We start from the raw sequence: 12,909 nt of genomic DNA, 5'->3' as shown, positions 1-12,909 counted from the left end.
GACTAGGAAATTTAGTATAGTAGGCAGAGGTGAACAACGTGCGTATCTCGGTCAAAGCTCCGGCCAAAATCAATCTGACTCTCGATGTGCTTGCCAAACGGCCGGACGGTTATCACGAAGTGGAAATGGTGATGACTACCGTCGACTTGGCAGATCGTGTAGACTTGACTCTGCGCGAAGATGGTGAGATTACGCTGGACTGCTCTGCCAGCTTCGTACCGGATGATATCCGCAATCATGCTTATAAAGCGGCAGTGCTCTTAAAAGAACGCTATCAGGTGCGCCAGGGCGTACGGTTGTATATAGACAAACAAATCCCGGTTGCGGCCGGACTTGCTGGCGGCAGCAGTGATGCCGCGGCGACGTTGCGCGGTTTGAACCAGCTGTGGAATCTCGGATTGAGCTTGGATGAACTGGCGGAGATTGGCGCAGAAATCGGTTCTGACGTCCCTTTTTGCGTCTATGGCGGAACTGCGCTGGCAAAAGGGCGCGGGGAGCAAATCACGCATTTGGGAACGCCGGCCCCTTGCTGGGTGATTTTGGCCAAGCCGCCGATCGGTGTGTCCACTCCTGATGTGTACGGGAACTTGCGCGTCGACAAAATCGACAATCATCCTGACACCAGGCAGATGCTTCAAGCTATCTCAGAGCAAGACTTTTCATTAATGTGCCAGTCGCTCGGAAATGTGTTGGAAAACGTCACGCTCTCCCTTTATCCGCAAGTGCGGCAAATCAAGGAGCTGATGATCGCGTCCGGAGCGGACGGTGTCTTGATGTCCGGCAGCGGTCCTACGGTGTTTGCCCTCGTGCAAAAGGAAGCGAAAGTACATAGGATCTACAATGCACTCAGAGGTTTTGTCAAAGATGTGTTTGTTGTCCGAATGTTAGGCTCCCAAGATGGGGAAATACTTGCATGAACACGTATAAAAATGATACATTAGCAGCATAATATTCGGTTTTGGAGGAAGAGCCATGAAGAAATTGCGCAGAAGTGCGCGTCTGGTTGACATGACGCAGCACTTGCTTGCCCATCCCCATACGCTGACTCCTCTCACTCTGTTTGCGGAACAATACGGCGCAGCGAAATCATCCATCAGTGAAGACTTGTCGATCATCAAGGAAGCGTTTGAGGTCCAGGGTGTAGGACAGCTCAAGACGGTGGCGGGTGCGGCAGGCGGAGTGAAGTATATTCCCCAGGTAAAAACGGAAGAGGCCCTTCACTTCATGCGCGAACTGATCGAGCAATTGGCCAATCCGGAAAGACTTTTGCCAGGTGGATACCTGTACATGTCCGACATTCTCGGCAACCCGGCGACTATGGCGAAGATCGGCAAGCTTTTTGCCACTGCTTACGCTGACAAAAACGTCGATGTGGTCATGACAGTGGAGACAAAAGGAATCCCTCTCGCATACGCGACAGCCATGTTTTTGAATGTGCCTGTCGTCATTGTGCGTCGCGACAACAAGGTGACGGAAGGTTCTGTGGTAAGCATCAATTACGTATCCGGTTCCAGTAAGCGGATTCAGACGATGTCTCTCGCTCGCCGCGGCTTGGCCGAGCAGTCCCGCGTCCTGATCGTGGACGACTTCATGAAGGCTGGCGGCACGCTGCGCGGCATGATCGATCTGCTTCAAGAGTTCCGCGCGACTGTTGTTGGTTGCGGCGTGCTGGTCGAAACGACAGCAGATGTGTCCGAGCGATTGGTTGATGAGTATGTGTCTCTTGCCAAACTGCAAGATGTCGACTTCAAGGGCAAGCAGATTGAAATTGAGCTAGGCAGTTTTTTTGAAAATAGAGGGGAGTAGATCAAAATGGCAATCTCTTTTGTTTCAACTGACAAGGCTCCAGCAGCTATCGGCCCGTACAGCCAGGCTGCAAAAGTAGGTCCGTTTCTGTTTGCATCCGGCCAAATCGCGCTGCGTGCGGACGGCACACTGGTAGAAGGCGACGTTGTGGAGCAAACCCATCAGGTGTTCTCCAACATCAAAGCTGTTCTGGCAGAAGCAGGAGGAAACCTCTCGCATGTAGTGAAGGCGACCGTATTCATCAAGGACATGAATGACTTTGCGCAATTGAACGAAGTGTATGGCCAATATTTTGGCGATCACAAGCCTGCTCGCTCTACCGTTGAAGTGGCACGCCTGCCGCGCGATGTAAAAGTAGAGATCGAGATCGTTGCCTATATCGAAGCGTAAGAATAGAATAATTGGAAATTCGACACAGCCTGATGCTCGTTGCGTTAGGCTGTTTTTGCGTTGTTTATAACATGGATAGTAAAAATGTGCCGTGTAAAGAGTTGATGTTATGAACATATTTATATATTTTTTTAAAAATTGCATAACATCAGCAGGAATATTTACCCAGAGGGTGGAAATACTCCTAAACGCGTTTCATAGATAAAGGGAGTGAACTAGATGGAAGTTACAGACGTAAGACTGCGCCGAGTGAATACGGATGGTAGGATGAAAGCGATTGCATCCATTACAATTGACCATGAATTTGTGGTTCATGATATCCGTGTCATTGACGGAAACAACGGCATGTTCGTTGCAATGCCGAGCAAGCGCACACCAGACGGAGAATTTCGCGATATCGCCCATCCGATTTCTTCGACTACCCGTGAAAAGATCCAAGCTGCTGTTTTGACCGAGTATGAACGCGTAGGTCAAGAAGAAGAAAGCACGATCGAAGCGGGTGCGTAAAATAGCACCCAATACAAAAGCACCCTGTCATTTCTGGCAGGGTGCTTCGGCGTCTGATTACCCGTAACATTTGGATAATTTTCTTGTAATTTCCTGTTGATCCATTCCTTCCCCGATAAAAACAGCGACCAGTTTCGGTCCGAAGTTCTCGAATGGAAAGAACAGCACTTGATTGTCCGTGTGCTGGAACGAAATCAGTTCTTTTTTTCCATGAAAGAGCACATACCCCTTTGCCCGATACACGTTTTTGGGCAGATCATACAAAAAATCCTCGAATTTTTTCTCGTCTATCGGCCCAGTAAAAGTGTAGGAAAACGTATCGATGCTGTTGTAAAGCGAAGGTGTGCTCGTTTTCAGGCCGAGCGATTGTTTCAGCCTGTCCATCGTGGACATGCGGCCGATCGTTGTTTGGACGGGAGCAGGGGAGGCAGAATCGGGTTCTCTCACATGCTCGACTCGTTTCACAGCCTGAAGCCGGGAGAGATCGATGTTCGCCTGCACCGCTTGGTGAATCGGCGCTTTCGGGTTTAGCTCCGCGAGCTTCTGCTTGACGCGCTCCACCAGTTCTGCGCTCGCCATATCTGTTTTGTTGAGCAGGATGAGGTCGGCGTATTTGACCTGATTGCGGACGGTCTTCACGAGAGCCGCTGTGGAGGCAAAGCGCGAATTGAGATCCAAAAAGCGGGAAGCATCCACGACGCTGATCGTCCCTTTCAGCTCGATGCGATCGTAAAGCTCGGGATGGGTAAGCGTATCGATGACATCGATCGGGTCGGCGACTCCTGTTGTTTCTATCAAAATGCGATCGGGTTGCAGGGAGTTCAAAATATCCCGCAAGCCTTCTGTCAGTTCCCCTTTGATCGAGCAGCAAATGCAACCGTCCAGCAGCTTTTTTACGGGGAAGCCAAAGCCTTGCAGCTGTTCGCCGTCAATATCTTCCTCGCCCATTTCATTCATCAGGACGACTACGTTTTCGTTCTGGACGCGTAGATGAGTCAGCCATTTTTGCAATAAGGTCGTTTTTCCGCTGCCCAAGTATCCGGTCAGCAAGTAGACATCCGCTGGCATTCCTTCCTGCCTCCTTTATATAACCTCTTTCGCCCATCAATATATCACTTTTTGTCAGATTATTAAATGTTGTCTGTTAGATGAACAACTTTCAGGCAATGTCAGGGAAACGGCGATAATCCTGCATCGATTGTCTTGAAATCCACATATGATTAAGATATAGTCATTGTGGAACTTCTACGATGGAGGGTTGACATGTCTAAGATCCATGCCGTGGTTCTGGCCGCTGGTCAGGGTACGCGGATGAAATCGAAGCTGTACAAGGTTCTGCATCCTGTATGTGGGAAACCAATGGTTCAGCATGTTGTGGATACGATGGTTTCTATGCAGGTTGAGGACATCGTTGTCGTCGTAGGTCATGGTGCTGACGTGGTCCGCGCCAAACTAGGCGAGGGCGTTACTTACGCACTGCAAGAAGAACAATTGGGAACGGCGCATGCCGTTTCGCAGGCAGCGCCGTTTTTACAGGATAAAGAAGGCACTACGTTTCTTTTGTACGGAGACGTTCCCCTCTTGTCTGAACAGACGTTGTCCGCCTTGCTGACCTATCACGAAGAGCAGCAAGCGGCTGCAACTGTATTGACCGCCGTGCTCCCCGATCCGACAGGCTACGGGCGCATCGTGCGCAACGAGGCGGGCGAAGTATTGCGAATCGTGGAACATAAGGACGCTACAGAAGCGGAACGGGCGGTCCAGGAAATTAACACGGGCATATACTGTTATGACAATCGCAAATTATGGAAAGCCTTGGCGGAAGTGAAAAATGACAACGCGCAAGGCGAATACTATGTAACAGACGTTGTCGGCATTTTGCGGGAAGCGGGCGAAAAGGTAGTGGCGTACGAAGCGGTTGACCCTGAGGAAACGATGGGCGTCAATGATCGTGTGCAGCTGTCTGAAGCGGAAGCGTATATGCGGAAGCGGATTGCCAACGGTCATATGCGCAATGGTGTTACCATCATTGATCCGGCTTCTACGTATATCGAGGCAGATGTCGTCATCGGGGCCGATACGGTTATCCAACCGGGTACATTTTTGCGCGGACGGACAACCATTGGCACGGATTGCGTCATTGGGCCACAGGCTGACTTGACAGATGTGCAGGTTGGTTCCGGCGTCACCATTTCCTATTCGGTCATGGTAGAGTCAAGCGTGGAAGCAGAGTCGGCAGTCGGGCCATTCGCCTACATTCGTCCAGGCTCGCAAATTGGCCGCAAAGCGAAGATCGGTGATTTCGTCGAATTGAAAAATACAAAGATCGGCGACGGAAGCAAAGTACCTCACCTCAGCTATGTAGGTGACGCGGAAATTGGCGATGGCGTGAACATCGGCTGTGGTACGATAACCGTCAATTACGACGGGGCAGTCAAGCATAAGACAATCGTCCAGGACGGAGCGTTCATTGGTTGCAACAGCAATCTGGTGGCTCCCGTTACCGTTGGACAAAATGCGTATGTAGCAGCAGGATCGACCATCACTCAGGATGTGCCTGACAATGCGCTTGCGATCGCACGTGAGCGTCAAGTGAATAAACCAGATTACGCTAACAAAATGCCTCGCAAGGGCAAAAAGCAATCATAACGGGAGGTTCTAAGAGAAGATCATGGCTAATTACCGCGACCCCAAACTGAAGGTATTTACGTGCAACGCAAACCCTGAATTGGCAAAAGAAATCGCTGAACACATTGGTGTACCGCTCGGAAATGCACAAGCTGTGCGCTTTAGTGACGGCGAATGCCAAATTAAATTGAATGAAAGCGTTCGCGGTTGTGACGTATTTGTTATTCAGCCAACGTCTGCTCCCGTTAATGAGCATTTGATGGAGCTTTTGGTAATGGTCGATGCACTGAAACGCGCATCTGCAAAAAGCATCAACGTTGTTATTCCTTACTACGGATATGCCAGACAAGATCGCAAGGCGCGCGCACGTGATCCGATCACAGCAAAACTGGTTGCCAACCTGATTGAAACCGCAGGAGCGCAACGTGTAATTACCATGGATCTGCACGCAACACAAATCCAGGGATTCTTCGACATTCCTGTGGACCATCTGCTCGGTGTGCCGATTTTGGGCAAACACTTCTCCGAAAAAGGCTTGAAGGACATCGTCGTCGTATCGCCTGACCATGGCGGCGTAACTCGTGCCCGCAAGCTGGCTGAGCGTCTGGAAGCGCCAATCGCCATTATCGACAAGCGCCGCCCAGAGCCAAACGTAGCGGAAGTCATGAACATCGTCGGTAATATCGAAGGCAAAACTGCCATCATTATTGACGATATCATTGATACAGCGGGAACAATCACCCTGGCTGCCAATGCATTGGTAGAAGCTGGTGCCCGCGAAGTTTACGCATGCTGCACACACCCTGTTCTGTCCGGTCCAGCAATCGAGCGTATCGCCAACTCGAAGATCAAAGAGTTGATCGTAACCAATTCGATCCCGCTGACCCAAGAGCAAATTATCGACAAAATCACCGTTCTGTCCGTAGCGCCGATCATTGGCGAAGCGATCATTCGCGTACACGAAGAACTGTCTGTCAGCAAGCTGTTCGATTAAGGCAAGCATCCCCTTTTAGGGGATTGAAATAAACCTCCTTTGGACAAGCTAGTGAGGAAACTTTTACTAGCTAGGGTCCGAGGAGGTTTTTTTGTGGAAGCGATAAAGGCTCAAGTGCGTAACCAAACAACAGGCAATTCCGTAAAGGTGCTGCGGCGTGAAGGCTGGGTGCCTGGTGTCGTGTACGGAAGCGATGTAAGCAGTCAGTCGATTCAAATCAATGGACGGGAGCTGGATGCGGCCTTGCGTCACCAGACGACAAACAAGCCGTTCCGGTTGGATGTGGATGGAACTACCCATGATGTGATGGTAAACGAATTGCAACGCCATCCTTTGCAGGGCAACATTTTGCATGCCGATTTCAAGAAAATCAATATGAACGAAAAAATGCAGACGTCGGTACCTGTCCTCATGACGGGAGATCCTGAATTGGGAGTAGCGACGCTTGTGCGCCATAACGTAGAGGTCAACTGCTTGCCAAGCAATATTCCGGGATCGTTCCTGGTGAACGTGGACGGCTTCCAGATTGGAGACGTTGTTTTGGCAGCCGACCTGGAAGTTCCGGCGGGAGTAGAGCTGCTGGTTGACCCTACAGAAGTGCTGATCAGTGTCCTGCCAGTGAAGGCCAAGTCGGAAGAGTCGATCGAAGCGGAGCAAGAGGCGGAAGCCGTAGCAGAGAAGGCTGCGGCTGAATAAGAAAAAAGTCGAATGATGGAAAGAAGGGGCCGAGTTGATGACTGCGGGCCCTTTTTCTTTTGTTACCGATGTCATTCTAGTACAATGGGGAGAGAGTAGGAGGGAATGAACGTGAAAGTAATCATTGGATTGGGTAATCCAGGTAAAAAATATGAAGACACCAGACATAATGCCGGATTCATGGCCATAGATAAGATTAGCGACAAATGGGGCATTCCCGTTACGCAAAACAAGTTTCGCGCTCTTGTCGGCGAAGGCCGGGTGGAAGGCGAAAAGGTGCTGCTTGTCAAACCGCAGACGTACATGAATCTGTCCGGTGAGTCAGTCGCAGAAATCTTGAAATTTTACAAGCTGATTCCGGATGATCTGGTTGTCATTTTTGACGATCTCGACTTGCCGACCGGACAGCTTCGCCTGCGTGAAAAAGGCAGTGCTGGTGGTCACAACGGCATCAAGTCGATGATTCAACATTTGGGAACCCAGGAATTTAAACGCATCAAGGTCGGGATCAGCCGTCCAGAGCCAGGGCGCAGTGTGAGCGACTACGTGCTGCAATCGTTCCCTGCTGCGGAGAGAACGCTGATTCAGGAAGCTGTGGAGCATGCTGCCGATGCAGCGGCGATGTGGACGAGAGAGCCTTTTATTAAAGTGATGAACCAGTTTAACAGCCTGCAAAAATAAGCGGCGGCACACAGGAGTCAGGCTTGCCGCTAGTATGATTTTCCACCCAACCGACCATACTAAGCGATATGAAAGGTATGGGGGTGGCATATGCATGAGCATTCGCTATACGTGTCGTTGCTGCGGCATGAAAATCGCGGAATTTGACGAATCGCAAGTGACAGAAGCGCAGCTCGGGTTTGATTCCTTGACCCCGGAGGAGCGTGCTCTTATAATATCGAGAGAACAAAGTGGAGATACGGTCGTCAGCATCACGTGCGACTACTGCCGTGAAGCGCTGATTCAGCATCCAGAGCTTTCGCTAGTTGGAAACCCACTTCAATAAATAAGTGGATACTCGTTAGGAAGGCTTGCACTGACAAGGCCTTAGCTTGGGGAGCTAAGGCTTCTTTTCGCATGGTCGACCCGCGGGCAAATCGCTTGACCAGTCATGCTCTGGCTGTAGATGACAGAAGAATTAGAGAGGGGATTAGTGAATGCAAGTCATCATTAACCCGATGAAACAAGACTCGAACGTCGGGACAATTGTGGCTGGTTTGGAGAAAGGTCTGCATGAGCAGCTTGTCTCCGGTCTAGCAGGCTCAGCCCGACAGACACTGATGGCGGCACTGAAACAGATGACCGGGCGCCCGGTTTGTGTCGTCACGCATAACATGTACCAAGCACAAAAAGTATACGAGGATCTTATTGAGCTGGTTCCTTCTGATCAAGTGCTGCTTTATCCGGGAAACGAGCTGATTGGCTCTGAGCTTGCCATCGCCAGTCCCGAGATGCTGGCGCAGCGCATTCATGTATTCAACCGTCTGGCCCAAGGCTTTACGGGTTTTTTGGTTGCGCCATTCGCCGGATTGCGCCGCCTGGTTGTGCCTCCCGAAGTGTGGAAAGAGGCGCAGATTACGCTGTCTGTCGGTGACGAGCTGGATATCGAATCGTTTTTGTCCCGCTGTATCGAGCTTGGTTACGAGCGCGTCGATATGGTCGAGCGAAAAGGCGAACTGAGCGTTCGCGGCGGAATTATCGACCTGTACCCGATTGATTCCGAGTGGCCTGTGCGCATCGAGCTGTTCGATGTGGAGATTGACTCGATCCGTACGTTCGACATGCTTTCCCAGCGCTCGCTTGAATCGGTGCAAACCTACATTTTGGGCCCGGCAAAAGAAATGATCGCCTCTACGCCTTTGCTGATGGAAGCGGCTGTTCGCTTAGAGCAGAAGCTCGGTGAAACCGTTGCCAAGCTGAAAGATGGCGCCGCCAAGGAAAAAGTGGTCGAGCGGATTGGTTCGGATGTCGAGCGTATGAAACAAGGGCAGCGTTTTGCTCAGCTGTACTCGTACGTTTCCGTCATTTATCCGTCACAGGACACGCTGATCTCCTACATGCCGTCTGAAACCCTCTTGATCATGGATGAGCCTTCCCGCGTTTTGGATACGGCAGCACAGCTGCAAAAAGAAGAAGCAGAGTGGCTGACCGGACGAATCATTCAGGGCGAGTACATGGCTAACCTGAGCCTGTCCCGCACTTATGAAGACATCGTTTCCCACAAGAAGCGGCAGATTGTCCACCTGTCTTTGTTCCTCCGACAATCTCCCAAGACCCAGCCGCAAAACATCGTCAACCTGACCTGTCGCACTATGCAGAACTTCCACGGACAGATGAATGTGCTGAAAACAGAGCTGGCCCGCTGGAAAAAGTCTCAGGACCAGATCGTTTTTGTCGCGGCCGATCTGGAGCGTGCCAAACGTCTGGAGCGCGTCCTGCACGATTATGAGATGGAAGCAGATGTGTTGACCGAAGCGGTTGAGGTGGTGCCACCAGGGCGTCCTACGATCATCTTGGGGAACCTCCAGACAGGCTTCGAGCTGCCCCTGAACAAGCTGGTCGTTATTACGGAGGGCGAAGTATTTACCGCCAAGCAGCGTAAAGCGCGCAAAGTTCAGCAGACGATGAACAATGCGGAGCGGATCAAAAATTACTTGGAGCTAAAGCCCGGCGATTTTGTGGTGCACATCAATCACGGGATTGGGAAGTACCTTGGAATTGAAACCAAGGAAATACTCGGAATTCATAAAGATTACCTTCACATTCAATACGCAGCAGGCGACAGCCTGTTTGTGCCGATCGATCAAATCGACCATGTGCAAAAGTACGTGGCGAGCGAAGAAGCCCAGCCGAAAATCTACAGCTTGGGCGGAAGCGAATGGAAGCGGGTCAAAAACAAAGTTCAGTCTTCCGTCAAAGACATTGCCGAAGATTTGATCAAGCTGTACGCTGCGCGCGAAGCAGCGGTCGGTCACGCCTTTTCCTCAGATACAACCGAGCAGCGTGACTTTGAATCGATGTTTCCGTATCAGGAGACTCCCGACCAGTTGCGGGCAATCGCTGAGGTCAAAAGCGATATGGAGCGCAGACGCCCGATGGATCGCCTCGTCTGCGGAGACGTGGGTTACGGAAAAACAGAAGTGGCGATTCGCGCAGCGTTCAAGGCTGTCATGGACGGCAAACAGGTGGCTGTTCTCGTTCCGACGACGATTTTGGCGCAGCAGCATTACGAGACGTTTCGTGAGCGTTTTGCCGACTACCCGATCCGGGTTGAGGTGTTGAGCCGTTTTCGCTCGCGCAAGGAACAAAACGCTACGTTAAAAGGACTGAAGGAAGGCACTGTCGATGTCGTCATCGGAACGCATCGTTTGCTGTCCAAAGACTTGACGTTTCGCGAACTCGGACTGCTCATCGTCGACGAGGAGCAGCGTTTCGGTGTGAGTCACAAAGAAAAGCTGAAGCAAATCAAGACAAATGTCGATGTTATCACGTTGACCGCGACGCCAATCCCGCGGACGCTGCACATGTCGATGCTGGGTGTGCGTGACTTGTCTGTCATCGAGACACCGCCAGAAAACCGTTTCCCTGTGCAGACGTACGTAATGGAATACAGTCCTGCGCTGGTGAGAGAAGCGATTGAGCGCGAGATGGCGCGCGACGGCCAAGTATTTTTCCTCTACAATCAGGTGCAAGGCATTGAGCAGATGGCTGAACAAATATCCATGCTCGTGCCTGATGCACGGATCGCGGTAGCGCACGGCCAGATGAATGAGAGCGAGCTGGAAGGCGTCATCCTCGACTTTTTGGAAGGGAATTTTGACGTGTTGGTCAGCACGACGATCATTGAGACCGGGGTGGACATCCCGAACGTGAACACGCTGATCATCCACAATGCCGACAAAATGGGCCTGTCCCAGCTGTATCAGCTTCGCGGACGGGTTGGACGTTCGAACCGGATTGCTTATGCTTACTTCACATACCAACGGGACAAGGTGCTGACAGAAGTCGCAGAAAAACGGCTTCAGGCGATCAAGGAATTTACGGAACTCGGCTCCGGCTTCAAGATCGCCATGCGCGACTTGTCGATCCGGGGGGCTGGTAATTTGCTCGGTGCCGAGCAGCACGGGTTTATCAATACAGTCGGTTTCGACCTGTACAGCCAGATGCTCAAGGAAGCGATTGACGAGTTGAAGGGAGAGGTCAAGCAGGAAGCGGTTACGCCTGTGGAAATCAATCTCCAGCTCGATGCTTACATCCCGTCTATGTACATTACCGACAGCCGGCAAAAGATCGAGATGTACAAAAAGTTTGTGGCGGTATCCACGCTGGAGGATGTCGACGATCTGGCAGAGGAATTGTTGGACCGTTTCGGCCCTGTTCCGCAGCCGGTTGACAATCTCCTGACCATTTCCCGTTTGCGTGTCTATGCGCTGCAACACCACATCACCGAGATCAGCCAAAAAAATCCGGATGAAATCAAGCTCGTTCTCCATCCTAGCCAAAACAACAACATTGATGGCGGTGCTCTGTTTGCGCTTGCCAGCAACTGGAGCCGGAGGTTGGGGCTCTCAGGTGGACAACAGATCACGATTACTGTTAAAGTAAAGGGGTTAAGGGAAGACGAAGGTGTACAGCTGATCGAGAAGCTGCTTCGTCAATTTCACCAGGTGCGTAAAGACACCGGTACGGAGAGTCCTGTGTCCTAATGGGCAGAGGACTTGCCAGGAAGGGAGATTTCTATGAAACGTTCTGTAGCGATCTTGTCTTCTGCTGTTTTGGTCGTGGCGCTCATGACGGGCTGCGGCAAGGCAGAAGAAAATGCTCAGCAAAACCAAAATCCATCCAGTCAGACAGACGGTAATAAACAAGGAAACCAAGCGACTGATGCCAACGATCCTTTGACACAATTTCCTAAGCTGACTCTGCCATATACAGCAGATGCGAAGGCTGTGGTTGTTGAGTATCAGGGTGGAACGATTACAGGTCAGGAGTTCGAAGAGTTCCTGCGCGTAATCAACTTCATGAACCCGCAACAAGGCACGATGATCGAGGCTGCCGACAATCAAGCGCTGAAAGCTTTTGCACGCGAGTACACGGCAACGAAAATTTTGGCCAGTCGCTCAGACGATGCCATGAAAAAAGAAGCCAAGGACTTGGCGGATAAAACCTTTGAAAAAATCAAAGGTCAGTACATGGGCTTCCTGGGCAAGGATGAAGCCAAGTTCACAAAGCTGATGGAAGGCCAAGGGGTCACCAAAGAAATGGTAACCAACCAAATGGCGCTCATCAACGAATCGATTACCGTTCTGAAAAAGAACATCAGCGACAATACGCTGAAGCAAGAATTTGACAAAATGGATAAGGCATCGCGCACCGTTGCATCCGTACGCCACATCCTGATTTCGACAGAACAGCGCAAGCCTGAGGAAGCATTGAAAATCGCCAACGACCTCGAAGCGCGTCTGAAAAAAGGTGAGGACTTCGCCAAGCTGGCGAAGGAGTTTACCGATGACCCTGGAAGCAAGGAAAACGGCGGTCTGTACGCAGATGCTGACGTAAGCCAATGGGTGCCTGAGTTCAAGGACGCAGCGATTACACAAAAAGTGGGCGAAGTAGGCCCGCCAGTGAAAACAAGCTTTGGCTACCACATCATTAAAGTGGAAAACCGCAAAGAAAAAACCTTCGACGAAATGAAGGAGCAGCTTCGCGCAGGTGCGCTGGAGTCTGGCTATGACGCTTTTGGCAAAAACGAGCTGGACAAGCTGATCACGAAATACAACGTGCCTGCATCCAAAAACGAGGCCGCTCCAAAATAATAAGTCGTCTGATCAAAAACAGGGAATCCGTTTCCCTGTTTTTTCGTTTTCTCGCATATTCTTGAAGCGTGG

At 51.0% G+C, this 12,909-nt stretch carries 12 protein-coding genes; 11 read left to right on the top strand and 1 reads right to left on the bottom strand.

Annotation, left to right across the window (positions count from 1 at the left end):
* The first annotated feature begins 38 nt into the window (after window positions 1-38).
* The 4 genes from ispE (at window position 39) to spoVG (ending at window position 2,703) form a co-directional block, all read left to right on the top strand.
* Complete coding sequence (gene ispE, locus EDM60_RS22930) at window positions 39-917, top strand: 4-(cytidine 5'-diphospho)-2-C-methyl-D-erythritol kinase (protein ID WP_063230320.1); 879 nt, start codon at window positions 39-41, stop codon at window positions 915-917.
* 55 nt (window positions 918-972) lie between these two features.
* Window positions 973-1,806 (top strand): pur operon repressor, encoded by an 834-nt coding sequence (purR, locus tag EDM60_RS22925; protein ID WP_063230321.1) that lies wholly within the window; start codon window positions 973-975, stop codon window positions 1,804-1,806.
* Between the two features lie 6 nt (window positions 1,807-1,812).
* Window positions 1,813-2,196 (top strand): RidA family protein, encoded by a 384-nt coding sequence (locus EDM60_RS22920; protein ID WP_122966030.1) that lies wholly within the window; start codon window positions 1,813-1,815, stop codon window positions 2,194-2,196.
* 219 nt (window positions 2,197-2,415) lie between these two features.
* On the top strand, window positions 2,416-2,703 hold the full coding sequence (spoVG, locus tag EDM60_RS22915; RefSeq protein ID WP_005828662.1) for a septation regulator SpoVG: 288 nt from the start codon (window positions 2,416-2,418) through the stop codon (window positions 2,701-2,703).
* A gap of 57 nt (window positions 2,704-2,760) precedes the next feature.
* Here spoVG and EDM60_RS22910 read toward each other — a convergent pair whose 3' ends face one another.
* A complete protein-coding gene (locus EDM60_RS22910; protein ID WP_122966029.1) occupies window positions 2,761-3,771 on the bottom strand; it encodes a CobW family GTP-binding protein in 1,011 nt (336 codons plus the stop codon).
* A gap of 195 nt (window positions 3,772-3,966) precedes the next feature.
* Here EDM60_RS22910 and glmU point away from each other — a divergent pair, with 195 nt between their 5' ends.
* The 7 genes from glmU to EDM60_RS22875 all read left to right on the top strand — a co-directional run bounded on the left by glmU (window position 3,967) and on the right by EDM60_RS22875 (window position 12,837).
* The gene (gene glmU, locus EDM60_RS22905; protein WP_122966028.1) at window positions 3,967-5,352 is read left to right on the top strand and encodes a bifunctional UDP-N-acetylglucosamine diphosphorylase/glucosamine-1-phosphate N-acetyltransferase GlmU; all 1,386 of its coding nucleotides are present in this window, start codon (window positions 3,967-3,969) and stop codon (window positions 5,350-5,352) included.
* 22 nt (window positions 5,353-5,374) lie between these two features.
* Window positions 5,375-6,325 carry a ribose-phosphate diphosphokinase gene (locus EDM60_RS22900; protein ID WP_063230325.1) on the top strand — a complete coding sequence of 317 codons (951 nt, stop codon included), beginning with the start codon at window positions 5,375-5,377 and terminating at the stop codon, window positions 6,323-6,325.
* A gap of 93 nt (window positions 6,326-6,418) precedes the next feature.
* On the top strand, window positions 6,419-7,021 hold the full coding sequence (locus EDM60_RS22895; RefSeq protein WP_063230326.1) for a 50S ribosomal protein L25: 603 nt from the start codon (window positions 6,419-6,421) through the stop codon (window positions 7,019-7,021).
* A gap of 111 nt (window positions 7,022-7,132) precedes the next feature.
* Window positions 7,133-7,702: an aminoacyl-tRNA hydrolase gene (gene pth, locus EDM60_RS22890; RefSeq protein ID WP_063230327.1), complete on the top strand. Its 570-nt coding sequence runs from the start codon at window positions 7,133-7,135 to the stop codon at window positions 7,700-7,702.
* A gap of 94 nt (window positions 7,703-7,796) precedes the next feature.
* The gene (locus tag EDM60_RS22885) at window positions 7,797-8,027 is read left to right on the top strand and encodes an anti-sigma-F factor Fin (protein ID WP_007726431.1); all 231 of its coding nucleotides are present in this window, start codon (window positions 7,797-7,799) and stop codon (window positions 8,025-8,027) included.
* Window positions 8,028-8,178: 151 nt separating this feature from the next.
* Window positions 8,179-11,727 (top strand): transcription-repair coupling factor, encoded by a 3,549-nt coding sequence (gene mfd / locus EDM60_RS22880; RefSeq protein WP_122966027.1) that lies wholly within the window; start codon window positions 8,179-8,181, stop codon window positions 11,725-11,727.
* Window positions 11,728-11,760: 33 nt separating this feature from the next.
* Window positions 11,761-12,837, top strand: a complete 1,077-nt coding sequence (locus EDM60_RS22875; RefSeq protein ID WP_122966026.1) for a peptidylprolyl isomerase — start codon at window positions 11,761-11,763, stop codon at window positions 12,835-12,837.
* The last annotated feature ends 72 nt before the right edge of the window (window positions 12,838-12,909 follow it).

The organism is Brevibacillus parabrevis (assembly GCF_003710905.1).
In the GTDB taxonomy this organism is placed as follows: Bacteria; Bacillota; Bacilli; order Brevibacillales; family Brevibacillaceae; genus Brevibacillus; species Brevibacillus parabrevis.
This window is presented reverse-complemented; position numbering and strand designations above follow the sequence as displayed.

Excerpts from the sequence above, each read along its gene's own strand:
- spoVG (WP_005828662.1), top strand. The coding sequence starts at position 2,416 with ATGGAAGTTACAGACGTAAGACTGCGCCGAGTGAATACGGATGGTAGG.
- EDM60_RS22920 (WP_122966030.1), top strand. The coding sequence starts at position 1,813 with ATGGCAATCTCTTTTGTTTCAACTGACAAGGCTCCAGCAGCTATCGGC.
- purR (WP_063230321.1), top strand. The coding sequence starts at position 973 with ATGAAGAAATTGCGCAGAAGTGCGCGTCTGGTTGACATGACGCAGCAC.
- mfd (WP_122966027.1), top strand. The coding sequence starts at position 8,179 with ATGCAAGTCATCATTAACCCGATGAAACAAGACTCGAACGTCGGGACA.
- EDM60_RS22900 (WP_063230325.1), top strand. The coding sequence starts at position 5,375 with ATGGCTAATTACCGCGACCCCAAACTGAAGGTATTTACGTGCAACGCA.
- EDM60_RS22875 (WP_122966026.1), top strand. The coding sequence starts at position 11,761 with ATGAAACGTTCTGTAGCGATCTTGTCTTCTGCTGTTTTGGTCGTGGCG.
- glmU (WP_122966028.1), top strand. The coding sequence starts at position 3,967 with ATGTCTAAGATCCATGCCGTGGTTCTGGCCGCTGGTCAGGGTACGCGG.
- EDM60_RS22910 (WP_122966029.1), bottom strand. The coding sequence starts at position 3,771 with ATGCCAGCGGATGTCTACTTGCTGACCGGATACTTGGGCAGCGGAAAA.
- EDM60_RS22885 (WP_007726431.1), top strand. The coding sequence starts at position 7,797 with ATGAGCATTCGCTATACGTGTCGTTGCTGCGGCATGAAAATCGCGGAA.